The following is a 26,187-nucleotide window of genomic DNA, read 5'->3' on the forward strand; positions in this document are numbered from 1 at the left end:
CACTCCGAAGAAAGAAGCGACCGACCCTAAAAGTTCCTCAATAGGACAACGGTGTGCACAAGCGCCGACCCCAAACGGGTCGCCGCCGAGCGAGCGGGGTTATTCGAGCGTGAACGACTCGTCGCCGTCGAGCGCGTGGACCTCGGCCCGGCTGCCGGCGGCTTTGACCTCGCGCTCGAAGTCGCGCACGTCGATTTCGATGGCCGGGAACGTGTTGTAGTGCATCGGGAAGGCGTGGTCGACACCGAGCCAATCGGCGGCGACAGCGCCCTGCCACGGCCCCATCGTGAAGTGGTCACCGACCGGGAGCGCCGCCGCGTCGGGCTCGAAGTACGCGCCGAAAATCTCGCGCATGTCGGTCATGAGCCCCGTGTCGCCCGCGTGGTAGAACGTCGTCGAGTCGGCGTCGCTCTCCTGTGTCGGCAGCGCGTCGCTAATCATGTAGCCGCCGGGCATCCCGGCCTCGTGCTCGTAGCCGGTGTTGATGCCGTTGGTGTGGTCGGCGCGGACCATCGTGACGAACGCGTCGCCGAGTTCGACCGTCCCGCCGATGTTCATCCCGATGGTGTCGTCGACGCCCATCTCGGCTTCGACGTAGCCGGTGAGTTCGGGCGTGCCGACGATCGTCGCGCCGTCGAACTCGCCTGCGTGGGCGATGTGGTCCGCGTGCCCGTGGGTGAGAAGCACGTAGTCCGGCGTCTCCACGTCGCTCGGGTCGAGGGACGTGGCGGGGTTGTCGAAAAACGGGTCGATGAGAAGCGAGGTGTCTCCGACCGTGACGTACCACGTCGAGTGACCGTGCCAGGTGAGTTCCATAGCACTCGGTTGTTACAGGCGAAATACACAAAAAGCTATTCGCAGGGGGTGGTGTGACCGCTTTTCGGCGGTGCCGCTCGTCGGACTTTCTCGGCGTCGCTCGACGGCACAGCCCCGCCGCTCTCGTCTCGAATTCGACAGCAGAATCGGCCGCCCGAGTCCACTCGAACGAACTGTCCGGGACGGCCGATACACGTCCGTCACCCCACGGCCACAAAAGCGATGAGAATCGTGCAACACTGTCCCGCGTCACCGGGTGACTCGCGCGATGTAAAAGCCTATCACGCCACCCGCCGACGCGTGGGGCATGCATCACGTCCGATTCCGCGACCCCGCGGGCGCGGTTCGAACCGGCGAGTGGCACGGCGATTCGGTCTCCTTCGGCGGCGAGCGCTACGACCTCGACGAGGTCGACGTGCTCCCCCCGTGCGAGCCGTCGAAAATCGTCTGCATCGGCCGCAACTACGCCAAGCACGCCGAGGAGCGCGACGAGGAGGTCCCCGACCGGCCGCTTCTGTTCCTCAAGCCGCCGAACGCGGTCGCCGGCCACGGCGACACCGTGACGCTCCCCGCGGGCAAGGAAGACGTCGAACACGAGGCCGAGCTCGCGGTCGTCATCGGCGAGCAGTGCCGGAACGTCGCGCCCGAGGACGCCGCGGAGGTCATCGCGGGCTACACCGTCATGAACGACGTGTCCAACCGCGACGACCAGGACGTCGAGACGAACTGGGTCCGCGGGAAGGCGTTCGACGGCTCGGCCCCGCTCGGGCCGGTTCTCGCCGACCCCGACCACCTCCCCGACGACGCGAGCATCTCGCTGCGCGTGAACGGCGAGACGCGACAGGACTCAAGCATCGAACACCTCATCTTCTCGATTCCCGACCTCGTCTCCGAAATCACGACCTACATGACGCTCGAAGCCGGCGACGTCATCTCGACCGGAACGCCCGAGGGCGTCGGCCCGCTGACAGACGGCGACACCGTCGAAGTCGAAGTCGAGGGCGTCGGCGTCCTCGAACACGACGTGCGACAGGACTGAGCGCGACCGATACCCCGTTTTTTCATCACCGAGTCGCAATCCGACCGTATGCGTGTCCCTCGGTTGACGCTCGTCGGCGTCGCGATGCTCGCACTGAGCGCCGTCGCCGGCGTCGCCCTCCTTCCCGCGCTCCCATCCTCGGTCGCGATTCACTTCGGCGTCGGCGGCGACCCCGATTCCTTCGTCGCCGCCCCGCTGGGCGTGCTTCTCGTTCCGGCAATCGGCGTCGGCGCGCTTCTCATCACCCGTCTCGCGGACGCCTCGGGCATCGGAACCGGCGCGCCGCCCGTCTTCGACACGATACTGGCGACGTTTCTCGCGTACGTGCAGGCGCTCGTCCTCGCGTACAACCTCGGCGCGCGGTTCAACATGGTCGTCGCGGTCGTTCCCGCCGTCGTCACGTTCGGCGTCGTCGCCGTCGTCCTCGACCGCGCGGGCTGAGAAGGCAAGCCCTAAGATTAGGCTGGCCTAATTCCCGCCGAATGCGACTGACGCGACGGGACGCGCTGGCCGTGCTCGCCGGTCTCGGCGTCACCGGCGGGGCCGTGTCGCTGACCCGGTTCGACCCGCCGACCGCCGAGTCGACCGGTGAGAGGGGTGATTCGTCCGGAGAGGACGGAGCGGCCGCCGACAGCGACGACGCCCCGCCGACCGCGGTGCGCGAGACGATGGTCGCCGCGGGCGAGGTGGTCTTCCCGAGCGCGGCCGAGGGCGTCTCGGAGTTCGTCGAGACCTACGTCGTCGGCCGCGCGAGAGACGACGCGCGCCGGGATGCGATGGTCGACGCCGCGACCGAGTTAGACGACGTGGCCCGCGACTGGGAGGGCGCGGCCTTCGCTGACCTGCCGGCGGGCGACCGCGACCGCCTCCTGCGCGAACTCGGCGTCGACACCGCCGACCCGGTTTCGGACGGGACGCTCTCCGAGCGCCTCCGGTTTCACGTCGTGAACGAACTGCTGTACGCCTTCTACGCCTCGCCGACCGGCGGCCGTCTCGTCGGCATCGAAAACCCCATCGGCCACCCCGGCGGGACCGAAAGCTACCGGCGGGCGACGATGGACGCCCCCGTCGAACTGCCCGATTCGGGCGGTGAGCACGATGGATAGGTCGCCCGTCTCGGATGCCGACGTGTGCGTCGTCGGTGCCGGCCCAGCCGGCGGTATCGTGGCCAATCGTCTCGCAGAGTCGGGGGCGTCGGTCGTCGTCCTCGAAGCCGGGCCGCGGTTCGACGGCGACAGGCGGGAGCAGCTGGAACAACACATCCGGCCCGGCCTCGGCGGGCCGTGGGAGATGGGCGGCCCGCGGGACGCGTTCTCCTCGACGGGCGACTCGTTCTACCCGCTGAACGCCGCCCGCGTGAAGGGCGTCGGCGGGTCGACGCTCCACTGGCAGGGGATGGTGATGCGCCTCCACGAGCGCGATTTCGAACTCGACTCCAGACACGGCGTCGGGGCCGACTGGCCCATCGGCTACGACGACCTCCGTCCGTACTACGCCGCCGCGGAGCGCGAGTTGGGCGTCGCCGGCGCGGCCGACAACCCCTACGCGCCGCCGCGGGAGGAGCCCCACCCCCTTCCCGCCTTCCGGCCGTCGCACTCCGACTCTATCTTCGCTGCGGCCTGCGAACGCCTCGGCATCGACATGCACTCGGTGGGCAACGCCCGCAACTCCGAACCCTACGACGGCCGGTCGTCCTGCGTCGGCTACGGGACGTGCAAGCCGGTCTGTCCCTCCGGCGCGAAGTACACCGCCGAATCACACATTGAGAAGGCCGAAGCCGCGGGCGCGCGGGTCATCGACCGGGCGCGGGTCCGGCGACTCGACCACGACGAGACGGGCGAGCGCGTCGTCGCCGCGGCCTACACGACGCCCGACGGCGAGACCCACAGACAGGAAGCGACCCAGTTCGTCCTCGCCTGCGGCGGCGTCGAGAACGTCCGACTGCTCCTGCTCTCCGACTCCGACCGCTACCCCGACGGCCTCGCCAACTCCTCGGGGGCGGTCGGTCGGTACTTCATGGACCACCTGTTCGCCGGGGCGGGCGGCCGCCTCGACCGCCCCACGCGACAGAATCACGTCGGCTTCAACACCAGCGAGTGCCACCAGTTCTACGACGACGCCGAGCCGGTCAACGGCCTCAAACTGGAGTTTCTCAACTACGCCGGCCCGTCGCCGGTCATCGACGCCCTCCACGCCGATACGTGGGGCGACGACCTGCGCGACCAGTTGGCCGAGGGGTACGGGACACACGTCGCCATGGGCGCGCTGGTCGAACAGCTCCCCCGCGAGGACAACTACGTCGGCCTCGACCGGGAGACGACCGACGACCTCGGCGACCCCGTCCCCGAGATACACTGGTCCGTCGACGAACAGACGGAGGCCGCGCTCTCGCGGGCCAACGAGATTCAGACGCGGGTGTTGGACGAACTCGGCGTCGAGGACCGCTGGACCGTCGGTCCCGACGAGACCGGCCCCGCGTACCACCATATGGGGACGACCCGGATGGGCGACGACCCCGATTCGAGCGTCGTCGACGCCGACTGCCGCGCGCACGACCTCGACAACCTCTGGATTTCGGGGTCGAGCGTCTTCCCGACCGGCGGCGCGATGAACCCGACGCTCACCATCGCGGCGCTCTCGGTTCGACTCGCCGAGTCGCTGCGGGCGGCGCTCGGCTGACGGCCGTCGGGGTCGCGTCTCGAATCCGGCATCCTCTACCGCCTCGTCCGACCCGGAGTACGCACGCTTAAGAACCGCGACCCGCATTTTCCGACCATGCAACCACGGGACCTCTCCGCGCACGCTCCCTACGTACCCGGCCGCGGGACAGAGGAGGTCGCCCGCGAACTCGGGATGGACCCCGAGGACCTGACGAAACTCTCCTCGAACGAGAACCCCCACGGCCCGAGTCCGAAGGCGGTCGCCGCCATCGAGGACGCCGCGCCGACCGTGAGCGTCTACCCGAAAACCGCCCACACGGACCTGACAGAACGCCTCGCCGACAAGTGGGGCCTCGCACCCGAACAGGTGTGGGTGTCGCCCGGCGCGGACGGCTCTATCGACTACCTGACCCGCGCGATGCTCGAACCGGACGACCGAATTCTCGAACCGTCGCCCGGCTTCTCGTACTACTCGATGAGCGCCCGGTACCACCACGGCGACGCCGTCCAGTACGAGGTGTCGAAGGGCGACGACTTCGAACAGACCGCCGACCTCGTCCTCGACGCCTACGACGGCGAGCGCATGGTCTACCTCACGACGCCGCACAACCCCACCGGCTCCGTGCTCCCGCGGGAGGAGCTCGTCGAACTGGCCGAGTCGGTCGAAGAGCACACGCTCCTCGTCGTCGACGAGGCCTACGGCGAGTTCGCCGAGGAGCCGTCGGCCATCGACCTCCTCTCGGAGTACGACAACGTCGCGGTCCTGCGGACGTTCTCGAAGGCGTACGGGCTGGCCGGCCTCCGCATCGGCTACGCCTGCGTGCCCGAGGCGTGGGCCGACGCCTACGCCCGCGTGAACACGCCGTTCGCCGCCAGCGAGGTCGCCTGCCGCGCCGCGCTCGCCGCGCTCGACGACGAGGAACACGTCGAGAAATCCGTCGAGTCGGCCCGGTGGTCCCGCGACTACCTCCGCGAACACCTCGACGCGCCGACGTGGGAAAGCGGGGGCAACTTCGTCCTCGTCGAGGTGGGCGACGCCACGGCCGTCACCGAGGCCGCCCAGCGCGAGGGCGTCATCGTCCGCGACTGCGGGAGCTTCGGCCTGCCGGAGTGCATCCGCGTCTCCTGCGGCACGGAAGCCCAGACCAAGCGCGCCGTGGACGTGCTCAACCGCATCGTCTCGGAGGTGCCGACGGCGTGAGAGTCGTCGTCACCGGTACGCCCGGCACCGGAAAGACCACGGCGACGGAGCGCGTCGCCGCCGACCTCGACCTCGACCTCGACGTGGTCCACCTCAACCGACTCGTGAAAGACGAGGGGCTGTGGACCGAGCGCGACGAGGACCGCGACACGCTCGTCGTGGACCTCGACGCCGCCCGCGACGAGCTCGGTGATTGGGACGGCATCGTCGAGAGCCACCTCGCACACCACTTCGAGGCCGACCGCGTGGTCGTGCTTCGGTGTCGGCCCGACGTACTCGAAGAGCGCCTCCTCGACCGCGGCGAGTCGGGAGCCAAAGCGCGCGAGAACCGCGAGTCCGAGGCGCTGGACGTGATTCTCGGGGAGGCCGTCGAGTTCCACGGCGAGGACGCGGTGTACGAAATCGACACGACCGAGCGCGACCCCGACGCCGTCGCCGACGACATCGCGGCGGTCGTCTCAGGCGAGCGCGAACCCTCGGCGGGAACCGTCGACTTCATCGACTACCTATGACGCTCGACCAGTACCGCGACACCGCCGACAAGCTGCTCGCCCCGTTCGTCTCCGTCGCCGACGCCGTCGGCCTCTCGCCGAACGGCGTGAGCGTCGTCGCCTTCGGGTTCGCCGTCGCCGCCGGCGTCGCCTTCGGCCTCGCCGACCCGCTTTGGTACGGACTCGGCGCGGTGTTCGTCTTCTGTAACGGCTGGCTCGACCTCGTGGACGGCGCGCTCGCCCGCGAGCAGGGCGTCTCCTCGAAGGCCGGCGACCTGCTTGACCACGTCCTCGACCGCTACGCCGACATCGTCGTCCTCGTCGGCCTCGCCGCCGGTATCGACTCGTTCGCGCTGGGCCTCGCCGCCGTCACGGGCGTCCTCATGACCTCCTACCTCGGCACGCAGATTCAGGCGGTCGGCCTCGGGCGCGCCTACGGCGGCCTCGTCGGCCGCGCCGACCGACTGGCGCTCATGGGCCTCGTCGGCCTCGCGTCCGCCGTCTCCCCCGACGCCGTCGGCGGGCTGACGCTCGCCGGCTGGCTCCTCGTGTTCTTCGCCGTCGTCGGCCACCTCACCGCGGTCCAGCGCTTCTGGGGCGCGTGGGGCGACCTGACCTGACCTGACCTGACCTGACCTGACCTTCTCCACCCCGTCAAACTTCGGCTCAGCCAACCACGCCCGAATCGACTCAGTTCGGCGCGGGGCGACGCGACCCCGAGCCGGTCGCCGCGGCGCGCTCTTTCGGTCCGCTCGAGCATCCGTTTCTCTCCCGTAACCAAGTGGGACCGCCCCGCGTCGGGTGTGGATGTTGCCCGCTAAACCAGATTTATATGATTGAGATTATCACCAGTTACCGTCCTCAAATGATATTGAATTATACTACACAGCGTCTGTATCGGGGACGATACCGGCGTTCGATTCGGTTATCCTCAGTTTTGAATCTGGAGCGTGTTCGGCCGTGACGCGCTCGCACGACGGAGTTCTCGACGTGGGGTGCGGCCCGAGACGCGCCGGCGGAGCCGATATCGCCCGCGACGGCGCGGCACAGTCCGTCGAGTTCGTGACCGAACCGGCGGGCGTCTCGGTGGCGACTCGCCGGCTCCGAACGCGGGACCGACCGCCGTACGCGACGCTCAGCGACTGATGTTCGTCGTCGACGCGGCGGGAACCGTAATCCACGCGAGCGACGAGTTCGCGGCGCATCTCGGCGCGGACGCCGCGGCGCTCCGGGGGCGACCGCTTTCCGACTTCGTCGGCGACGGGGACTGGCCGGACGTTCGCGGGACGCTCGACGCCGTGCGAAGGGCGAGCGGGTGGGACAGCCGTCGGTGCCGCTGTCGGCTCTCGGCGGGTGACGACGGGCCGGCGGTCGGGGACGCGCCAGCCGAAACCGACATCGAACTCGAGTTCGTCCCGTACCGCGGCGACGGCGATGGTTATGGGGACGGGGACGGCGACCGCTTCGACTCCGACTCCGATGCGAACCGGGTCGTCGGCGCGGTCTGTCGCGAGCCGTCCGAACCGACGACCGCGCGACTGCACACCGAGCGCGACCGCTTCGACCACCTGTTCGACCTCATCGACGACGCGGTCATCGAGTTCGAAATCGTCGGCATCGAGCCGGTCGTTCGGGCGGTCAATCCGGGGTTCGAGAGCGTCTTCGGCTACGACGCGGACGAGATTCGCGGCGAGTCGCTCAACGACTTCATCGTCCCGCCGGACGCCGACGACGAGGCGGTCGACTTCGACCAGCGGACGGCCGACGGGAAGGCAAACCACGCCATCGTCACCCGGCAGACCGCGTGGGGCAGACGCGAGTTCCTCTACCGCGGCATCCCGTACAGTCGCGGCGACGGGAAGCAGTACGGCTTTTCGATCTACTCCGACATCACCAGCCAGCGCCGGGCCAGAGAGCACTTACAGGTGCTCCAGCGCGTCCTCCGGCACAACCTCAGAAACGAGATGAACGTCGTCCTCGGGATGGCCGAGGAGATACGCGAAGCGACGGCCGACCCGCGCGTCGACCACGGGGCGGCGCGAATCACCGACCACACGGAGACGCTCCTCCGAGTCAGCGAGAAGGCCCGGACCGCCGCGGCGGTCCTCGACGACCAGCGGCCCGACGAGGTGGTCGACGCGACCGAGACGGTCCGGGCCGTCATCGAGTCCCGGCGAGCACGGTACCCGGAGGCGACGTTCGACCTCGACCTCCCGCCGTCGCTCCCGGTGTCCGCCGGGCCGAAACTCACGCAGGCGCTCGCCAACGTCGTGGAGAACGCGCTCGAACACACTCCCGAGGACGTGACGGTCCGCATCGAGGCGAAGCGCTGCGAGAACGACGCGACGCTCCGCGTCAGCGACGACGGCGACGGCATCCCCGAAATCGAGTGGGCGGCCGTCTTCGGTGACGAGGACATCACCCAACTCAGCCACGGCTCCGGGCTGGGGCTGTGGGTCGTCAAGTGGGTCGTCGAGTCGGCGGGCGGCCGCGTCGACTACGACCGACGCGACGGGTGGAGCACCGTCCGACTGGCGCTCCCGCTGGCGGACGAGGCGCGGTGCTGACTGTCCCGAACTCCCGCCAAAACTACTATTAGATGACACGAACGACGAGGATTCGTGCCCTCCATCGTTCCGTCGCCCGCGGAGGCGACGCTGTTTTTCGTTCCGGTCGTCGTCCTCGTCGCCACGTCGCTTTGGGTCTCGCAGAACGCCGCCGCCCGCGGCCACGGCTTTCCGAACCTCCTCGGGGCGTTCGTCGCCTTCGTTCCGGTCGGACTGGTCGCGTACCTGCTGTTTTTCGTCAGCGGGTCGTCGAGACGGCGACCGCCGTCGAGGACCGAACGCGCCGCGCTCGCCGTGATGCTCGCCGGTGTGGCCTCGTACGTCGCCGGCGCGTTCACGCTCCCACCGGACCCGTTCACACAGGGGCGCGGGCTCATCGTCGCGTTCGCCGCGGCGCTCCCCGTCTCGTACCTCGTCGTTTACCGACGGGGCCACCGCGTCGTCACGGAACCGCTCCGACGGCAGGTACGGCAGCGTCTCGGACGCCAGTAAGGCGGAAGGGCCGCGTTCCGGGGACGGTTCCGTCACAACCCGACCGCGTCGATTCGGTGGCCGGTGGCGTGCCTTTTATACGCGGCGGGCGGGTACGTGAGTGTATGCCTCAGTGCGAGATGTGCGGCTCCGACCAAGCCTCTCTGAAGACTGTGAAGGTCGAAGGCGCAGAACTGCAGCTGTGTGACGACTGCGCCGAGTTCGGCACGGAGGTCCGCACCGAGTCGACTTCCAGCGCGAGCACGAAGTACTCCACCTCCTCCTCGTCGGGCTCGAACTCCTCTCGCTCCTCGGGGTCGTCTTCCTCCTCGTCGTCGAAGACGCGCCGCCGCGATATGTTCGACGACATGGACGAAATCGCGACCGACTACGACGACCGCATCCGCCAGGCGCGGGAGTCCCGCGGACTGAGCCAAGAAGAGCTCGCCCAGTCGCTCAACGAGAAGGCGAGCCTCATCCGCAAGCTCGAACGCGGCGACATCATGCCGCCGGACTCCGTCCGGAAGAAAATCGAGCGCAAGCTCGACATCTCGCTGGTCGAAGGCGAGAGCGACGACGATTCCGAGTGGTCCGGCGGCGGCTCCACGACCACCACCCTCGGCGACGTCGTCAAGCGCAAGGACTAATCGGAAGCCCCCGACGCCGACCCGTCGCGGAAACGACGCGCCTGCGTCTCCGTTTCGTTTATCACGATTTTTCCGCCCGCGAGACGCCGTCTCGTGGCAATCGCGTCCACGAAAACCAATCTATTAGTCTCGCCGGACGCGAGTTCGATTGTGTTCATCCTAGTCAACCTCAAGGCGTACCCGTGTGACCCCATCGAAGTCGCCACCGCCGCGCGCGACGTGGCCGAGGCGTCCGGCGTCCGCATCGCCGTCTCCCCGCAGGCGGCCGACATCTCCCGCGTCGCGGACACCGGCGTCGAGACGTGGGCCCAGCACGTGGACCCGAACGGCCACGGCAGCCACACCGGCAGCACCCTCGCCGAGGCCGTCGCCGAGGCCGGCGCGGTCGGCACGCTCATCAACCACTCCGAAAAGCGCCTGAAGCTCGCCGACATCGACGGCTCCGTCCAGGCCGCCGAGCGAGCGGGCCTCGAAACCTGCGTCTGCGCCAACAACCCCGCCCAAATCGGCGCGGTCTCCGCGCTCGGCCCCGACTCGGTCGCCGTCGAGCCGCCGGAACTCATCGGCGGCGACGTCTCCGTCGCGACGGCCGACCCCGGCATCGTCACCGACGCCGTCGACGCCGCGGCCAACGTGGACGAGGACGTGGAGGTCTACTGCGGCGCTGGCATCTCGACCGGCGACGACGTGGTGACCGCCGAGGAACTCGGCGCGTCCGGCATCCTGCTGGCCTCCGGCGTCGCCAAGGCCGACGACCCGCGCGCGGCGCTCGAAGACCTCGTCTCCGGGCTGTAAGCGCGTCAAAAAAGTTCTTTCCGACCGACGGCTCGGGTCTCCGCGCCTCGCGGCTACTCGCCGTCGGCCGCTTCTTCGACGAACGACGCCTCGATAGCCGCGACCGTCTCCCGAAGTTCGTCGTCGCCCAAGAGGTCCGCGTACTCGTCGCTCACGAGGTCCGGCAGGGCGTACTCGTATTTCCCGCGGCCGGCGTGTCTGATGAATCCCGCCCGACGAAGCGACCGATTTCGCCCGTAGGCGAGGTGCTGGTCGCCGGTCTCGCCCGCGGCGACGTGGGCCGCCAACGGGTCGGAGACGCCGCGCTCGCGGTAGTGCGCGAGCATCCCGTGGTGGGCGTCACCCAACGCGTCGATGATGGCCGTCATGCGGTCGACGACATCGCGGCGGCTCTCCGCGCCCGGCGCGGGATGGAGTTCGGCCGGTTGGAAGTCGCCCATCTCGGCGTCCGCCAGCCACGACTCGTCGCCGGCCGGCGGGGCCGCCTCGCTCGCCGCGCCCGCGCCGCTCGGCCCGCCCGTGCCGTCGGCCGCCGCCTCGTCGCGCTCGGAGAGCAGTCCGTGAGTCGGCCACGGCGGTCCGGAGGGCGCTTCGAGCTGTCGGGGTGGCGCGTCCGCGTCTGCGGCCCCGTCGTCGCCGGAGTCGGCGTCGGCAGCCGCGTCCCCCACGTCGCCGTCGGCACTTCCGTTGTACTCGCCGAGGGCGGCCTGCTTGTCGGCGGGGCGGTTGAGGTTGCGACCGTCGCCGCCGCGGTAGGGCGCTTCGGCCTTCTGGAACATCGCCTGCGCGAACTGGTCGGCCATCCGCGAGAGGTCCCGCGCCTCCTCTAACTCCCGTTCGAGCTGTCGGATCCGAGCGTCCTTCTTGTCGATTTTCTGTCTGAGGTCGGCGATGCGGCTCTCCTGTCTCGCCTTCTCGTCGGATATCTCCTTGAGGTCGGAGACGAGGTCGCCGTCGACGGACTTCAGGTCGGGGCGCTCGAAGTCGTCGAGGCCGGGGGTCGCGCCCGCGTCGAACGTCTCTTTTTTGTGGAACTGCACGCGCCGAATCGACTCGGACCAGTCGGTGACGAGGAAGCCCTCGCCGTTGCCCATGTCCTCGATGGCGTCGGCGTACTCCGACCCGAGGATGCGCCCGACGACCTTGGTGTCGTTGCGCCAGGTGAGGCGGTGCCAGACGAGCCAGTCGCACTGGGTGATGAAGTCCTTTTTCACGTCGGCGGGGCGCTGGGAGATGCCGACGACGCCGAGGCCGTGTTTGCGGCCGCGCTTCCCGATTTTGATGAGCATCTTGCCCGCCTCGTCCATCCCGCCCTTCTCGGGGATGTACTCGTGGCACTCCTCGATGAGCATCAAAAACGGCTTCTTGAGCTTCTTTTCCTTCGCGAAGAGGTGTTTTGCGACCTCCGTCACCAGCTCGTCGGAGGCCGCGTCGTCGAGGTAGCCGGACACGTCGAGGATGATAGGCACGTTCTGTTCGAGCGCGAGCGTGGCGAGTCGCTCGGCGTGTTCGGGACTCACCTGGATATCGCACTCGTCGTCGGCCCCGGCGTGGAGCAGTTCGAACTCCTGTTTGAGGCCGTAGTACTCGCCGTCGGTGTCGACGATGAGAACCGGAAAGTTCGCCGACAGCAGGTTCTCGATGATGACCGACGCCGTGTTCGACTTGCCCGACCCCGACTTGCCCGTGACGAACCCCCGGCCGGTGAGGATGTCGACCACCGGCAGGTCGACCGTCGTCCCCGGTTCTTCGGTTCCCTCTCCCCCTGGACCGTCGCTGATCTCGGCGACCGAGATGGTTTCCGTGTCCGAATCCGTCATCCGATTTGGTGGACTCCCTCGGACGCCATAGTTCCTCCCCCTCGCCCCGTCGGTCCCCGGAGTCAGTCGAACTCGACGAGCGACGACTGCCCCTCGTGCGAGCGGTCTCCACCCCCGGCCTTCGGGGGCTCGTCGTCGCTGGTGTCGTCGGCTCGGTCGTCGCTCACGCGCTCGTCGCCGTCGCCGCCCGTCTCGCCCGCCTCCGCGGACTCCCAGCCGTCGAGGCTCGACTGGTCGGCGTCCGCGAAGGAGAGCTTCGAGACGCGGACGCCGAGTTTTCGGACGGTCGTCTCCGCGAACTCGGCGTCGAGCAGGTCGAGCGCGACCGACTCGACGAGTTCGGGGTCGTCCACGGGCCCGGAAAGCGACGTTGCTCGCGTGTTGATGTCGAACGGCGGGACGACCACCTTGATGCCGATGGTCCGGTACATCGCCCCGCGGGAGCGCGCGCGGTCGGCCACGTCGGCCGCGAGGGCGCGGACGACCTCTCGTTTGTCCTCGATGTCAGCCGTCGGGTCGGTGAACGCCGACTCCCGCGAGAGGCTCTTGGGCCGGCCCGTCGGCGTGACCGCCCGGTCGTCGTAGCCCCGCGCCCGCTCGTGGAGTTCGCGGCCGCGGGAGCCGAACTCGGCTTCGAGGACCGACGCGTCGGCCGCGGCGAGGTCGCCCGCCGTCTCGATACCGAGCGACCCGAGTTTCCGGGCCGTCACGGGGCCGACGCCGTGGACCTCCTCGACCGGAATCGGTTCGAGGAACGACCGAACCTCGCCGGGGCGGACGACGACCAGCCCGTCGGGCTTGTCGAAGTCGGAGGCGATTTTCGCGGTCGACATGTTCGGCGCGACGCCGATGGAGGCCGCGACGCCGACCTCGCGGGCGATGCGCTGTTTCACGTAGCGGGCGAAGCCCTCCGCCAGCGTCCGGTCGCCCGAGGCCGCGAGGTCCCACGCGGTCCGGTCGGTCACGTCGAGGTAGGCCTCGTCGATGCTCACCTCGCGGACCACGTCGGCGCAGTCGTGGAGAATCGCCTTCACGTCGGCGGCGACGCGCTTGTAGAACTCGAGGTCGACGGTGCGGTAGCGGCCCGCCGCCGCGGGGTCGTCGTCGGAGCCGAGGTCGTCGATGCGCGGGAGGCGTTCGAGCGCCGTCGAAATCGGCTGGGCGCTCTCGACGCCGAACTCGCGGGCCTCGTAGCTCGCGGTGGCGACCGCGCCGTGGCCCTCGCCGGGCTCGTAGCCCATGCCGACGACCACCGGCTCGCCTTCGAGTTCGGGTTCGCGCAGGCGCTCGCAGGCGGCGTAAAAGCAGTCCATGTCGACGTGAAGGACGATGCTGTCGGGACCGTCGTCGTCGTCGGCCGTGCCCGGCAGCGTCTCCTCCGCCATGGTCGAGTGGACGGGCGCGACGCACCTGAAGCTTCAGATAGCGCGGCGAAAGTAAAGCGGGAGGGAACGGACGCGGCGAGTCGGTCGCGGTCGTCGGCTTCTCGGCCGAGCCGGTCGCGTTACTTCAGTCGCTCTTGGAGGAACGAGGGGTGTGCAGCCGTGACGCCGTCGATAGACAGAATCTCGTCGGAGATGACGTCGCCGAGGGAGTCGCCGCTGTCTCTTATACACATCTCTGATGGCGCGAGGGANGGTGTAGAGCGCCTCCACCGAGTCGAGTTCCTTGAGGATGCGCGTGACTTCGACGTAGCGCTCGCTGGTCGCGTCGATGCCGACCATGGCGATGGACTGTCCGGCGAGTTTCTTCGGGTCGATGTCGGCGGAGTAGCCGATGATGACGCCGTCGTCTTCGAGTTTGCGGATGTACTTCCGAACCGTCGGCTTCGACACGTCCGCCCGGTCTGCAATCTGGGCGTACGACGCTTTCGCGTCTTCCTCCAAGACCGCGAGGATGCGTCCCTCCGTGGACGTGGTTTCCATGCCCGTTGGTTTTCCTACGGGAGAAAAATATCTTGCGAATCCGAAAAGGGTTCTCGGTCACATCGAACCGGAGCGGCTACCGGCCGAAAACCGAGCGCCGAGACGGCGTCGGCGGCGTTACTTGTGCTTGTCGAGGAAGTTGTCGAACGTCCGCTCCCACTCGTAGGAGTCGTCGAAGTAGCGCTCCGCGAGCGGCTCTTCGGGCATCTCGCCGATGCGCTGTTTCTCCTGCTGGTAGGACGGGCGGTCTTCGTCGACGTAGTACCGACCGGTGAGGACGGTGCCCTCGTGGAGGGCGTTCTCCGTCTCGAACATCATCTCGGAGGCCTCCGAGCGGTTCGTGTTGTCGAACTCGTAGTCGTCGGAGTCGTTGATGTCGATGTACGGGACGTACTGACGGGCGTCCTTGTTCCACGTCGGACACTGCGTGAGGAAGTCGACGTGGGAGAAGCCGTCGTGCTGGATGGCTTCCACGATGATGTCCTTCGCCTGGTTCGGGTTGACGGCCGCGGTCCGCGCGACGTACGACGCCCCGGCGTTCAGGGACATCGACAGCGGGCGCAGCGGCGTCTTGGCCGAGCCGTGGGGCTGGGTCTTCGACTTGTGACCCATCGGCGACGTGGGCGAGGTCTGGCCCTTCGTGAGGCCGAAGATCTCGTTGTTGAACACGATGTAGGTGATGTCGTGGTTCTCACGGGCGGTGTGCATGAAGTGGTTGCCACCGATGCCGTAGCCGTCGCCGTCGCCGCCGGCGGCGACCACGGTCAGGCCGGGGTTCGCCAGCTTGGCGGCGCGGGCGATGGGCAGCGAGCGGCCGTGGATGGTGTGGAAGCCGTAGCTGTTGAAGTAGCTGTTGAGCTTGCCGGAACAGCCGATGCCGGTCGTCACCATCATCTCGTCGGGCGAGAGGCCGAGTTCGGCCGCCGCGCCTTTGAGCGCCTTGAGGACACCGAAGTCACCGCAGCCCGGACACCACGTCGGCTGGGGTTCGAGTCCGGGGGTGAACTCGTTTTGGTCCTGCTCCGTTTCTTCACCGATTGCGCTGAATGCACTCATGATTTATTCACCCACCTTGGGGACGAACTTCGTGCGGTTGTCTGGGAGCTCCTCGCCTTCGAGGAGCGCCGTCTCGAAGCCCTCGACGATGTCGGCGGGCTCGAACGGGTTGCCGTTGTACTTGAGGAGACTCGACATCTGGTCGCCGTAGCCGCCGAGTTCCTTGGAGATGAGTCCGCGGAACTGGGCGGAGGCGGTCATCTCGACGACGAGCGCCTCGTCGACGCTGTCGAGGAACTCCGCGACCTGCTGTTTCGGGAACGGCATCATCTCGGAGACGCCGAGGACCTTGACCGAGTGGCCCTTCTCGTTGAGAACGTCGGCGGCCTCTTCGACGGTGCCCTGCTGGCTGCCGAAGGTGATGAGGCCGAGGTCGGCGTCCTCGTCGCCGTGGACCGTGTTGAACTCGCCGTCGGCGTCGAGTTCGGCACGGATGTTGTCGACCTTCTGCATGCGGCGGTTCATCTGCGCGACGCGGTTCTCGGGGGACTCCGAGATGTGACCCGCGGGCATGTGCTCGTTACCCGTGGCGAGGTAGCGACCGCCCTTCTGGCCCGGCAGCGAACGCGGCGAGACGCCGTTTTCGGTGTCGTGCTGGAAGCGCTGGTACTTGCCGGAGTCGTCGTGCGGCGCGTCTTCGAGTTCCGCTTCCGTCAGGACCGAGCCGAGGTCGGCGTTCGGCTCCTCGTCGAAGACCGACGCCGGGACGTTCGAGAGCTCGCCGCCGAGCTTCTGGTCGTAGAGGACGATGGACGGAATCTGGTACTCGTAGGCGATCTGGAACGCCTTGCGCGTCTGGGAGTACGCCTCGGCGGCGTTGCCGGGTGCGAAGACGATGCGGTGGGAGTCGCCCTGCGAGGTGTAGAGGACGTGTTCGAGGTCGGACTGCTCGGGCTTCGTCGGCATCCCCGTCGAGGGGCCGGCGCGCATGGCCTCGACGAGCACGAGCGGCGTCTCGGTGATTTCCGCGAGACCGAGCGGCTCGGACATGAGCGAGAAGCCGCCACCGGACGACCCGGACATCGCCTTGACGCCCGCGTGAGAGGCACCGATTGCCAGCGCGGCCGCGGCGATTTCGTCCTCCACCTGTTCGGAGATGCCGCCGAGTTCGGGGAGGTTCTGGGTCATGATGGTGAAGACTTCCGTCCACGGGGTCATCGGGTAGCCCGCAATGAAGCGGCAGCCTTCGTCGATGGCACCGTACGCGATGGCGTCGGAGCCGGAGAGAAGCACCTGCTCTTCGTCGTGTTCGCCGGTCGGCGCGGACACGTCGGGAGCCTCGATGTCGTACTCCTCTTGGACCATCTCGTAGGCGTCGTCGAAGACGGTCAGGTTGGGTTCGAGAATCTTGTCGGGCATCGCGTCCGACATCAGGCTCTTGATGACGTCGGGTTCGATGCCGGCGATGGCGCACGTGACGGCGACACCGGCGGTGTTGCGCATGACCTCGCGACCGTGCTCGCGGGCGATGGTGCGCAGGTCGATGTCGTAGACGTGCCAGTTGTTCTCTTCGACGCGCTCGTCGAAGTCCTCGATTTCGGAGGCGTCGAGCAGGCCGGAGTCGTAGACGATGACGCCGCCTTCGTCGAGTTCGTCGAGGTTCTCCGACAGCGGCTTGATCTCCTCGTTGCCGTAGTAGGCACCCTCGCTCGGGTTGCGGGCGAAGGAGTCACCGAGCGCGAGGAGGAAGTTGTACCCGTCGCCGCGGGACTTGACGGGGTCGGCGCTGACGCGCACTTCCGTGTACGTGTGGCCACCGCGGATGCGCGACGGATAGTGTCGATGCGTGAAAACGTGTAGCCCCGCTCGCATCAGGGCTTTGGCGAAGTTCTGGCTCGTCGAGGCGATACCGTCACCGGAACCCCCTGCGATACGCCAGATAAGTTCGTGGTCAGTCATATGTTGAGCTCACGGCCCCGCTGGGGCGCTACCTGAAAAGTTGGGGAGGGTCCGATTAAAGACTTTGCTATGGATTAACAAGTAAAGATAATGAAGGTCTTAATATTGTTAAACTGGCTCACTCTCCCACCGTCGAAAGTGGACGAACGGACTGTCACGCCCGCGGAATAGAGTGAACGATAACTCGGAATCGGGTTCGCTACTCGTTGTCGGGGCTCGACGGGTGGTACGGCGTGTCGTACTCGCCGGCCTGCCCGTCGAGGCGGTCGGGGTTGATACGTCCGCCGAGGAGCATGAAGTCGAGGACGGTCACGTAGAGCATCGCCTCGACGACGGGGACGCCGCGGGGCGGGAGCACGGGGTCGTGCCGGCCGACGACCTGAATCTCCTTTTCCTCGCCGGTCTCCCAGTCCACAGTCTGCTGTTTCTTCGGGATGGACGTGGGCGCGTGGAGCGTCAGTTCGCCGTACACCGGCTCGCCGGTGGTGATGCCGCCCTGAATGCCGCCGTGGTTGTTGCCGACGGGTCGGGGGTCGCCGTGCGCTCGCGGTTCGTCACCGCTCGCGTCTTCCGAGTCGCTTTGCGACTCGCTCTCGTCAAATTCCCAGTTCTCGTTTCGGTCGTGGCCGGTCCACTCGCGGGCCTCGCGGCCGAGGCCGAACTCGAACGCCGTCGCCGCCGGCACCGACATGAGCGCCTGTCCGAGTCGCGCGGAGAAGGAGTCAAACCGCGGCGCGCCGAGGCCGCGCGGGACGCCCTGCGCCTCGAAGTAAATCGAGCCGCCGATGGAGTCGCCTTCCTTCTGGTACTCCTCGATGAGCTCCTGCATCTCCGCCGCCGTTTCGGGGTGCGCGCAGCGAACGTCGTTTTCCTCGGTGTGTTCGCGCAAGTCGTCGAAGGAGACCTCGGGCGCTTCCACGTCACCGATTTGGTTGACGTGCGCCTTGATTTCGATGTCGTGGTCGCTCTGCTCGATGACCTGCTTGGCCACCGCGCCGGCGGCGACCCAGTTCACCGTCTCGCGCGCCGAGGAGCGCCCGCCGCCGCCCCAGTTGCGCGTGCCGAACTTCGCCGAGTACGTGAAGTCGCCGTGGGAGGGCCGCGGCGCGGTCACGTACGGCTCGTACTTGCCCGAGCGGGCGTCCTTGTTCTGGACGACCATCCCGATGGGCGTGCCCGTCGTGTAGCCGTCCTGTACCCCGGAGTTGACGACGACGGCGTCCGGTTCGCCGCGGCTCGTCGTAATCATCGACTGACCCGGCTTCCGTCGGTCCAACTCTGCCTGTACGTCTTCGACCGAGAGTTCGACGCCGGCGGGACAGCCGGATATCGTGACCCCCATCGCGTCGCCGTGGCTCTCGCCGTAGGTGGTCATCCGAAAGAGACGACCGAATTCGTTGCCGTTCATTCCCCGCCCCTCGGGTGGCCGCCCATTTAGTGTTTGTAGAAAGGTGCAATCGTGGGCGGGGGTTCGGCGCCCCCACGTTCATGCTCGACGCGGACGAACCGAGCGTATGGATTCACCGCCCTCCACCGACCCCGCCGCCTCCGCTCTCGACTCCGACCCCGCCGCCGCCGACGCGTCCGCTTCCGGCCTCCGCGACCGCTTCGAAGCGACGTTCTGGGAGCGCCACGCCAACCCGTGGAGCGCCGGCACGCGCATCCTCGTCTCCCCGGTGTTGATGTACGCCGTCTACCGCCGGGACCGCCGGCTCTTTCTCGCCGCCGTCGCCTTCACCGCAGTCAACCCGGTGTTGTTCCCGCGGCCCGCGCGCACCGACAACTACCTCAGTCGAATCGTCCTCGCAGAGCGCGCGTGGCTCGACGCCGGGCGGGGGACGATGGGGTTCGACTACCCGAACGTGCTCAACGTGCTCAACGTCCCGGTCACGGTCTACGCCGTCGTCGCGGCGATTCGACGCAGGCCGGTCGGCACGCTCCTCGGCACGCTCGGCGTGATGGTCCTCAAACTCTGGTGGGTCGACGCCGTCGTGAAGGAGACGGGCGTGACGGGTCGCGGCCCCGACGCCGACTCAGCGGAGTGAGTCGAGCGTCGCCGTGGCGAACGGAACCAGCATCTCGTCGGGGTGGAGGCCGCCGTGCATTGCGACGAAGTCGAGTTTCCCCCCGTCCTCGTCGCCGTACCAGACGCCGAGGTCGCGGTGGACGACCACGAGGTCACCGAGTCGCCGCGTGAACGTCTCGGACGGGTCGGGGCCGAACAGGCCGGCGTCGAGTATCTCTCGTCTCCGAAGGACTCTCGCGTCCAGTTCCGCCGTGAGCGTCTCGTAGACCGGGTCGATTCGGTCTTCCTTCAGGTGGAGGTGGACGTTCCGCGGACTCCCCGAGAACCGAATCGGCGTCCCGTCAGTGAGCGTCCGCAGGTCCGAAACGAGGTCGAACGGCGGCTTCGAGAGGTCGGGGTTGCGCTCGGGGTCGGTGTCGACGAGGCCGTGGTCGGCGGTGACGCAGACGAGCGTCTCGCCCGCGCCGTCTTCGTCGGTCGCTTCCGCGAGCGTCGCTATCGCGTTCTCCACGCGGGCGAAGGTCTCTGCGGCCGTCTCGCGGTACGCCTCGGAGTCGACGCCCTCGGCGTGGGCCACGGCGTCGGTCTGGGGGAGGTACGCGAAGATGTACGACGGGTCCGCGGCCTCCTCGGCGGCCTCGGTGAAGGCGTCCGAGAACGTCGAGAGGTCCTCGGAGTCGTAGGTGTGCGGGACCGTCTCCGCCGACGGGAACGGCGTCACGTGGTGCGTCTCGACGCCCGCCGCCGCCAGCGCGGGGTATATCGGGTCCGCGTCCGCAACGTCCTCGAAGTCGAGTCCCTCGGGTCGCGTCCCGTCGCTCTTGAGAAACGGAAGCGCTTCGAACTGTTCGTCGGCGTCGGGGTCGTAGACGTACCACCCGACGACGCCGTGTTCTGCCGGGAGCGCCCCCGAGTGGAACGTGTTCAGCGCGGCGGCCGTCTCCGAGGGGAAGACGGTGGTGAGCGGCGTGACCCGGCCCGCGCGCTCGAACTCCCGGAGGAAGGGAATCCGGTCGCGCTCGCCGTCCCACTGGGCGAGGCCGAAGCCGTCGACGAGGAAGACGACCACGCGCGACACGCCGTCGTAGCCGTCGGTCGCCGGCGCGGGGAGTCGCGGGTCGGCGTCCGCGCCGAGCAGGTCTGCGATGGTCCCCGGAATCCGCGAGAAACACCAGTCGTCGTAGGCCGGCAGAAGGTACTCGCCGTCCGACTGTCGCTCGCGGAGCGCCTGCGCGTCGGCGTCGAACATACCACCGTCGGCGTGCGGGCGGGCGAAAAAAGTTCCGTCCGTGCGGGTCGCTGTGGGGTCGCGCCTTCAGTGCTCGGTCATGTCGGCTCCGAGGTCGCGCATCGCCTCGAAGAAGTTCGGGAACGACACGTCGACGTGCTCGCTGCCCGCAATCGTCGTCTCGCCGTCCGCGACGAGGCCGGCGACGGCCAGCGACATGACGATGCGGTGGTCGCCGCGGCCGTCGACCGCCGCGCCGACGAGGTCTGTCTCGCCGCCGTGAACCGTGAGCCTGTCTTGTTGTTCGGTGACGTTCGCGCCCATCTCCGCGAGTTCCTCGGCCATCGCGCTCACGCGGTCGGTCTCCTTGAACCGGACGTGCTCGCAGTTCTCGATGACCGTGTCGCCGTCGGCGATAGCGCCGAGGACCGCGATGGTCGGCAGCAGGTCGGGCGTGTCGCCCACGTCCACGGTCGTGCCCGTGAGGTCGGCCGCGGAGATCACCAGTTCGCCGGCGTCCTCGTCCCAGTCCACCGTCGCGCCCATGTCGCGGACGATGTCGACGATGGTGCTATCGCCCTGCGCGGACGGCCGCGCGCCCTCGATGACAACGTCTTCGCCCTCCGCGCCGGCGACCGCGCCGGCCGCGAGCAGATAGGAGATAGACGAGAAGTCGCCGGGGACGCTGTACGCGCCGCCTTCGGGGGCGTACGACTGGCCGCCGGGGACCGAGAAGCCGGCGTCAGTCCGGGTCGCTTCCACGCCGAAGTCGGCGAGGAGTTCGAGCGTGATATCGACGTACGGCGAGGACTTGAGTTCCGTCGTGAGTTCCACGTCGATGCCCTCCTCCGTGACCGCACCGGCCATGAGGAGCGCCGTGATGAACTGCGAGGACACGTCGCCGGGAATCTCGACCGTGCCGCCGGTCATGCCGTCGCCGACGACGAGCGGGGCCTGTCCGTTTCGGCGCGTGCTCTCGGCGCGGCCGTCGAGGTCGAAGACGGCGTCGAGAAGCGGGCCGTGGGGGCGCGACCGGAGCGACGCGTCGCCCGTGAGGACCGTCAGACCCTCTCCGAGGGCGGCACAGCCGGTGACGAGGCGCATGGTCGTCCCCGAGTTCTCGCAGTTGATCACGTCGTCGGGCGTGCCCGGGCGGCCGCCGAAGCCGGCGACCTCGACCGTCTGGCCGTCGCGGTCGACCGACCCGCCGAACGCCTCGACCGCGCGCATGGTCGCCTCGGTGTCGGCGCTGACGAGCGCGTCGCGGACGACCGCCTCGTCGCTGTAACCCGCGGCGAGGACGGCTCTGTGGGTGTAACTCTTCGACGGCGGCGCTCGGGTGCGTCCGGCGACCCGAGACGGGGTGACGTGGGCGTCCATACGCGAGGGGTCGGCAGGGTCCGGTATCAGGGTACCGGACGCGGCGACGTTCTCCCGGACGGCGACGACGGCGCGGTCGCTCGATTTCGTGTCTGCCAATAAACATATATCGCGGGAGAGCGTATCGTACGTCCGGTAGAACCTCACCGTCGCAGCGGCCCGTTGCGCCGGCGAGCCACGCGACGCTCGCATGGCGGTCGCGGCGAGTTCCGGCGGTCAATCCGCGGCGCGTCTCTCGCCCGAAGAGGCGCGTCGCGGTGCCGATACCGGAACCCGCCGACCGCGACGCGAGAGCTTTACTACCGGCCGGGCGAACCCCGGAGTATGGAACCCGATTTCTCACCGTTGGCCGAGTTCCTCGGCGACGAGTTCGACGGCTATCTCATCTCGGCCGACGGGAGCGACTCCAACCAGCTGTATCTCTCCGGGTTCGACGCGCCGGACCCGTACGTGACGCTCTACACGCCGGCAGGCATCCACCTCCTCGTCTCGACGCTGGAGTTCGGCCGCGCGAAAAAGGAGAGCCGCGCCGACACCGTCTCTCGACTCTCGGACTACGACTACCGCGACAACCACGCCGAACACGGTTCGGTCGTCGGGAAGGCGAAGACCATCGCGGCGTTTCTCGCCGACCACGAAGTCGACTCGCTCGCGGTCCCCGCGGACTTCCCGCTCGGCACCGCCGACGCCCTGCGCGACGAGGGCGTTGCGGTCGAGGCCGAAACCGACGACGTGCTCACGAACATCCGCGCGGTGAAAACCGACGAGGAAGTCGAGCACGTCCACGCCGCACAGGACGCCAACGAGGCCGCGATGCGCGCCGCCGAGGGCCTCATCCGCGACGCCGACGTGGCCGACGACGGCACGCTCACCTACGAGGGCGAACCGCTGACGAGCGAGCGCGTCAGAGAGGAAATCGAGGTAACGCTGCTGCGCCACGGCTGTGCCCTCGACGAGACCATCGTCGCCTGTGGAGCCGACGCCGCCGACCCGCACGACCGCGGGAGCGGCCCGCTCCGGGCCGACGAGGCCGTCATCATCGACATCTTCCCGCGCGACAAGGAGACGAAGTACAACGGCGACATGACCCGGACGTTCGTGAAAGGCGAGCCGTCGCCCGAAATCCGCGAGTGGTTCGACCTCACCGAGGAGGCGTTCGAGGCCGCCCTCGACGCGGTCGAGCCGGGCGCGACCGGAGCCGACGTGCACGACGCCGTCTGCGACGTGTACGAAAACGCCGGCGAGAGCACGCTCCGCGCCGACCCCTCGGCCGAAACCGGCTTCATCCACAGCACCGGCCACGGCGTCGGCCTCGACGTGCACGAGCTCCCGTCTTTGAGTCCGAGCGGCGAGGAGCTTCGCCCCGGTCACGTCATCACTATCGAGCCGGGGCTGTACGACCCCGACATCGGCGGCGTCAGAATCGAAGACCTCGTGGTCGTCACCGAGGACGGCTACGAGAACCTGACGGAGTACCCGGTCGAGCTCGTCGTCGAGTAGTCGGTTCCGAAACGAGAGCGCGGAGCGGGAGCAGAAACGGAAACGGAATCCGAACCGGAGGCGGAATCCGACTCGACCCGGACCCGGAAAATCAGCTGTCGAGGGCGTTGTCGCCGGTCGGGCTGCCGGCGGGCGACGCGTCGGTCCACCCGGAGTTGGCCTCGCGCCACTGTTTCAAGAGGTCCTCCAGCGCGTCGCCCGTCTCGGGCGTGAGCACGCCCGCGGCCCGCCGCACGACCGTCCCGTCTTCGATGAGAAGCGCGTAGATGTTGCCCTCGCCGAGCAGTCCGAGGCGGCGCTGGAGCGCGGTCTTGTCCACCCGCGCGACGAGCGCGTTGTCGTGGGTTCGGCTCCGGGCCGCCTCCGGAGACATCCCGCCGCCGGACATCGGCGGCATCATCCCGCTCCGCCCGCCGAGGACGAGCAGTTCGTAGTACTCGAAATGCCCGTACGTCTCGCACAACTCCTTTGCGAACCCGCGCCACGACCCGACCAACGACTGCTGGCGGCGGTCGAAGCTGATGAGCACGAGCGTCTGTTCACCCTCTAAGTCGTCCGGCAGGACGACCTTCTGGCCGCTCGTATCTCGTGTCGGGAGGCGAGGGAACTCCATGCGCTATGCGATTCCCCACCGGTAGTTAAGTCTAATTGCCGATTCGGTAGAATATCGCGTCGGAGAGACCGGGTCCACAGCGCCGACGCATGAACTCATCGCACAGTAGTTCGAGTTCATCGAACATAAACGTCCGGCTCCGAGTCTCACCGCCGATAACCGGTGGTCAGCGTTCGTAGGCCGGGTCGAACAGCTGGGCCGACATCGGACCGGGGTCGCTCCCCTCGACGATGGCGTACGGTGAGAAGTCGTCGACGCCCGCCTCGGCCAGCAGTTCCTCGTCGTAGAACGCGTTTCCGGTGCAGTCGGTCGGGTCGCGCGAGAACAGTTCGGCGACGGCGTCGCACATAATCTGCGGGGTGCGCCAGTCCTCGGGCGTTCCCATCCCGAAGTGTCGCGTCGCCTCGGACTCGATGGCCGCGACCGGCCACAGCGCGTTCACGCCGATGTCGTCGGCGTCGAGTTCGCCCGCGAGCGACTGCGCGATGAACGTCATGCCGTACTTCGAGAGCGCGTAGGCCACCTTCCCCGGCGCGGGGCGGGCGGGCATCGGCGGCGAGAAGGTGACGACGTGAGCGTGGTCGCTCTCGCGGAGGTGCGGGAGCGCGGCGTGCGTCGTCGCGTACGCCCCGCGGGCGTTCACGTCCATGAGGAGGTCGAACCGCTTCGGCGGCGTGTCCTCGAAGCCGGCCATGTGAATCGCGCCCGCGTTGTTGACGACGAAGTCGATGCCGCCGAAGGCGTCGACCGTCTCGTCGATGGCGGTCTGCACGGAGGCGTCGTCGCGCACGTCGAGTTGACACCAGATGGAGTCGCCGCCGCGCTCGCGTATCTCCTCCGTCGTCTCGACGATGGTTCCGGGGAGGTCCTCGCGCCCGTCGACGGTCTTGCCCGTCGAGACGACGTTCGCGCCCCGGTCGGCCAGGTCGAGCGCGACGGCCTTCCCGATGCCGCGACTGGTCCCAGTGATGAAGGCCGTCCGGCCCTCGAAATCAACATCATCGAATGCCATGGTTTCCTATCGGCTAACGACCACTTGACGGTTCGGACACCGGGAGTCGGTTGAACGCGGTTTGCGGGTCGGGCGCGGGTGAGCGTCTCGCCACACCCGCCGCCACCGATTCCCTTTTGCCCGCCGCACCTCCACACCCGTACCGATGGACGTGCTCATCGTCGGCGCGGGCGCAATGGGACGCTGGTTCGGCCGCACCGTCGACGCCGACCTCGCGTTCGCCGACGCGGACCCCGAGAGCGCGGTCGCCGCAGCGGACGCGCTGGGCGGCCGGGCGGTCCCGCTGGACGGCGACGAGCGGTTCGACGTGGTCTGTCTCGCGGTTCCGATGCGGCTCGCGGCCGACGCCGTCGCCGGCAACGCCCACCGCACGGACGCCGCGATGTGCGACGTGACCGGTGCGATGGGGCCCCCGGTGGCGGCGATGCGCGACCACCTCCCCGACCGCGAGCGCCTCAGCCTCCACCCGCTTTTCGCCCCGCACAACGCCCCCGGCAACGTCGCCGCCGTCACCGACGAACCGGGCGCGTACACCGACGCCCTGCTCTCCGGCCTCGACGCGGCCGGCAACCGCGTCTTCGAGACGACGCCCGAAGAACACGACGCGGCGATGGAGACGGTGCAGGCGGCGGCTCACGCCGCGGTCCTCGCGTTCGGCCTCGCCGCCGACGACGTGCGCGAAGAATTCGCCACGCCGATTTCCGCCGCGCTCGACGAACTCGTCGCCTCCGTGTCCGGCGGTACCCCGCGCGTGTACGCGGACATCCAGTCGTCGTTCGGCGGCGGGGCCGACCGCGTCGCCGACGCGGCCCGCGAACTCGCGGCGGCCGACGACGAGGCGTTTGCCGACCTCTACCGACGCGTCTCCCGCGGCGACGACGCCGGCGTCGGTTCCGCGGGCGATGCGGGCGACGCGAGCGCCGACGACCGCACCCGCGACCAGACCGACAAGCACGACCCCGTCGAGTGACGAGTGAAGGGAGACACCGACGCCGACGCCCCGCCGCGGGCCCGACTCCCGCCGCGCGGGCGACGGCGACT

General features: G+C 68.4%; 25 protein-coding genes and 1 pseudogene. 15 read left to right on the forward strand and 11 right to left on the reverse strand.

The window, feature by feature from the left end; translation table 11 throughout:
* Window positions 1–99: 99 nt before the first annotated feature.
* Window positions 100–816 carry a metal-dependent hydrolase gene (locus tag C458_RS05665; RefSeq protein ID WP_008573970.1) on the reverse strand — a complete coding sequence of 239 codons (717 nt, stop codon included), beginning with the start codon at window positions 814–816 and terminating at the stop codon, window positions 100–102.
* 307 nt (window positions 817–1,123) lie between these two features.
* Between C458_RS05665 and C458_RS05670 the strand changes: the two genes are divergently transcribed.
* The 12 genes from C458_RS05670 (at window position 1,124) to tpiA (ending at window position 10,687) form a co-directional block, all read left to right on the forward strand.
* Window positions 1,124–1,855, forward strand: coding sequence for a fumarylacetoacetate hydrolase family protein (locus tag C458_RS05670; RefSeq protein ID WP_008573971.1), 732 nt, complete (start codon window positions 1,124–1,126; stop codon window positions 1,853–1,855).
* Between the two features lie 48 nt (window positions 1,856–1,903).
* Window positions 1,904–2,296, forward strand: a complete 393-nt coding sequence (locus tag C458_RS05675; protein ID WP_049897006.1) for a DUF1648 domain-containing protein — start codon at window positions 1,904–1,906, stop codon at window positions 2,294–2,296.
* 41 nt (window positions 2,297–2,337) lie between these two features.
* Window positions 2,338–2,961: a gluconate 2-dehydrogenase subunit 3 family protein gene (locus tag C458_RS05680; RefSeq protein ID WP_008573973.1), complete on the forward strand. Its 624-nt coding sequence runs from the start codon at window positions 2,338–2,340 to the stop codon at window positions 2,959–2,961.
* Window positions 2,954–4,534, forward strand: coding sequence for a GMC family oxidoreductase (locus tag C458_RS05685; protein WP_008579139.1), 1,581 nt, complete (start codon window positions 2,954–2,956; stop codon window positions 4,532–4,534). The genes C458_RS05680 and C458_RS05685 overlap by 8 nt, the downstream gene beginning before the upstream one ends.
* Window positions 4,535–4,630: 96 nt before the next feature.
* Window positions 4,631–5,716 (forward strand): histidinol-phosphate transaminase, encoded by a 1,086-nt coding sequence (gene hisC, locus C458_RS05690; protein WP_049897004.1) that lies wholly within the window; start codon window positions 4,631–4,633, stop codon window positions 5,714–5,716.
* On the forward strand, window positions 5,713–6,228 hold the full coding sequence (locus C458_RS05695; RefSeq protein WP_008573976.1) for an adenylate kinase family protein: 516 nt from the start codon (window positions 5,713–5,715) through the stop codon (window positions 6,226–6,228). Before hisC ends, C458_RS05695 begins: the two co-directional genes overlap by 4 nt.
* Window positions 6,225–6,827, forward strand: a complete 603-nt coding sequence (locus tag C458_RS05700; RefSeq protein WP_008573977.1) for a CDP-alcohol phosphatidyltransferase family protein — start codon at window positions 6,225–6,227, stop codon at window positions 6,825–6,827. The genes C458_RS05695 and C458_RS05700 overlap by 4 nt, the downstream gene beginning before the upstream one ends.
* A gap of 340 nt (window positions 6,828–7,167) precedes the next feature.
* Window positions 7,168–7,353, forward strand: coding sequence for a hypothetical protein (locus C458_RS05705; RefSeq protein WP_008573978.1), 186 nt, complete (start codon window positions 7,168–7,170; stop codon window positions 7,351–7,353).
* Window positions 7,353–8,774 (forward strand): PAS domain-containing sensor histidine kinase, encoded by a 1,422-nt coding sequence (locus C458_RS05710; protein WP_008573983.1) that lies wholly within the window; start codon window positions 7,353–7,355, stop codon window positions 8,772–8,774. The genes C458_RS05705 and C458_RS05710 overlap by 1 nt, the downstream gene beginning before the upstream one ends.
* Window positions 8,775–8,828: 54 nt before the next feature.
* Entirely contained in the window at window positions 8,829–9,266 is a 438-nt protein-coding gene (locus C458_RS05715; RefSeq protein WP_008573985.1) for a hypothetical protein, read from the forward strand.
* 104 nt (window positions 9,267–9,370) lie between these two features.
* Window positions 9,371–9,892, forward strand: a complete 522-nt coding sequence (locus C458_RS17805) for a multiprotein bridging factor aMBF1 (RefSeq protein ID WP_081597081.1) — start codon at window positions 9,371–9,373, stop codon at window positions 9,890–9,892.
* A gap of 150 nt (window positions 9,893–10,042) precedes the next feature.
* Entirely contained in the window at window positions 10,043–10,687 is a 645-nt protein-coding gene (gene tpiA / locus C458_RS05730; protein WP_004043637.1) for a triose-phosphate isomerase, read from the forward strand.
* A gap of 53 nt (window positions 10,688–10,740) precedes the next feature.
* On the opposite strand, the gene C458_RS05735 is transcribed toward tpiA, so the two are convergent.
* From C458_RS05735 to aroC, 6 genes and pseudogenes are all read right to left on the reverse strand, one after another.
* The gene (locus C458_RS05735) at window positions 10,741–12,507 is read right to left on the reverse strand and encodes an ATP-binding protein (protein WP_008573994.1); all 1,767 of its coding nucleotides are present in this window, start codon (window positions 12,505–12,507) and stop codon (window positions 10,741–10,743) included.
* Window positions 12,508–12,569: 62 nt separating this feature from the next.
* Window positions 12,570–13,892, reverse strand: a complete 1,323-nt coding sequence (gene dinB, locus C458_RS05740) for a DNA polymerase IV (RefSeq protein WP_008573997.1) — start codon at window positions 13,890–13,892, stop codon at window positions 12,570–12,572.
* A 119-nt stretch (window positions 13,893–14,011) separates the two neighbouring features.
* A pseudogene (locus C458_RS05745) lies at window positions 14,012–14,432 on the reverse strand (Lrp/AsnC family transcriptional regulator).
* Between the two features lie 117 nt (window positions 14,433–14,549).
* Window positions 14,550–15,488 (reverse strand): thiamine pyrophosphate-dependent enzyme, encoded by a 939-nt coding sequence (locus C458_RS05750; RefSeq protein WP_004043633.1) that lies wholly within the window; start codon window positions 15,486–15,488, stop codon window positions 14,550–14,552.
* Between the two features lie 3 nt (window positions 15,489–15,491).
* On the reverse strand, window positions 15,492–17,387 hold the full coding sequence (locus C458_RS05755) for a 2-oxoacid:acceptor oxidoreductase subunit alpha (RefSeq protein ID WP_008573999.1): 1,896 nt from the start codon (window positions 17,385–17,387) through the stop codon (window positions 15,492–15,494).
* Window positions 17,388–17,586: 199 nt separating this feature from the next.
* Entirely contained in the window at window positions 17,587–18,795 is a 1,209-nt protein-coding gene (gene aroC, locus C458_RS05760) for a chorismate synthase (RefSeq protein WP_008574000.1), read from the reverse strand.
* Between the two features lie 106 nt (window positions 18,796–18,901).
* On the opposite strand from aroC, the gene C458_RS05765 reads away from it, so the two are divergent.
* Window positions 18,902–19,432, forward strand: a complete 531-nt coding sequence (locus C458_RS05765; protein WP_008574002.1) for a DUF6653 family protein — start codon at window positions 18,902–18,904, stop codon at window positions 19,430–19,432.
* On the opposite strand, the gene C458_RS05770 is transcribed toward C458_RS05765, so the two are convergent.
* Both C458_RS05770 and aroA read right to left on the reverse strand, forming a co-directional pair.
* Window positions 19,421–20,662 (reverse strand): alkaline phosphatase family protein, encoded by a 1,242-nt coding sequence (locus C458_RS05770; protein WP_008574014.1) that lies wholly within the window; start codon window positions 20,660–20,662, stop codon window positions 19,421–19,423. The genes C458_RS05765 and C458_RS05770 overlap by 12 nt on opposite strands.
* Before the next feature lie 66 nt (window positions 20,663–20,728).
* Window positions 20,729–22,021 (reverse strand): 3-phosphoshikimate 1-carboxyvinyltransferase, encoded by a 1,293-nt coding sequence (aroA, locus tag C458_RS05775; protein ID WP_008574016.1) that lies wholly within the window; start codon window positions 22,019–22,021, stop codon window positions 20,729–20,731.
* A 324-nt stretch (window positions 22,022–22,345) separates the two neighbouring features.
* On the opposite strand from aroA, the gene C458_RS05780 reads away from it, so the two are divergent.
* Complete coding sequence (locus C458_RS05780; protein ID WP_008574018.1) at window positions 22,346–23,521, forward strand: Xaa-Pro peptidase family protein; 1,176 nt, start codon at window positions 22,346–22,348, stop codon at window positions 23,519–23,521.
* A gap of 91 nt (window positions 23,522–23,612) precedes the next feature.
* On the opposite strand, the gene C458_RS05785 is transcribed toward C458_RS05780, so the two are convergent.
* Window positions 23,613–24,134: a hypothetical protein gene (locus tag C458_RS05785; RefSeq protein WP_008574020.1), complete on the reverse strand. Its 522-nt coding sequence runs from the start codon at window positions 24,132–24,134 to the stop codon at window positions 23,613–23,615.
* A gap of 166 nt (window positions 24,135–24,300) precedes the next feature.
* The gene (locus C458_RS05790; protein WP_008574021.1) at window positions 24,301–25,146 is read right to left on the reverse strand and encodes an NAD(P)-dependent oxidoreductase; all 846 of its coding nucleotides are present in this window, start codon (window positions 25,144–25,146) and stop codon (window positions 24,301–24,303) included.
* A gap of 145 nt (window positions 25,147–25,291) precedes the next feature.
* Here C458_RS05790 and C458_RS05795 point away from each other — a divergent pair, with 145 nt between their 5' ends.
* The gene (locus C458_RS05795) at window positions 25,292–26,116 is read left to right on the forward strand and encodes a prephenate dehydrogenase/arogenate dehydrogenase family protein (protein WP_008574022.1); all 825 of its coding nucleotides are present in this window, start codon (window positions 25,292–25,294) and stop codon (window positions 26,114–26,116) included.
* The last annotated feature ends 71 nt before the right edge of the window (window positions 26,117–26,187 follow it).

This window comes from Haloferax sp. ATCC BAA-644, from assembly GCF_000336975.1.
Lineage (GTDB): Archaea > Halobacteriota > Halobacteria > Halobacteriales > Haloferacaceae > Haloferax > Haloferax volcanii.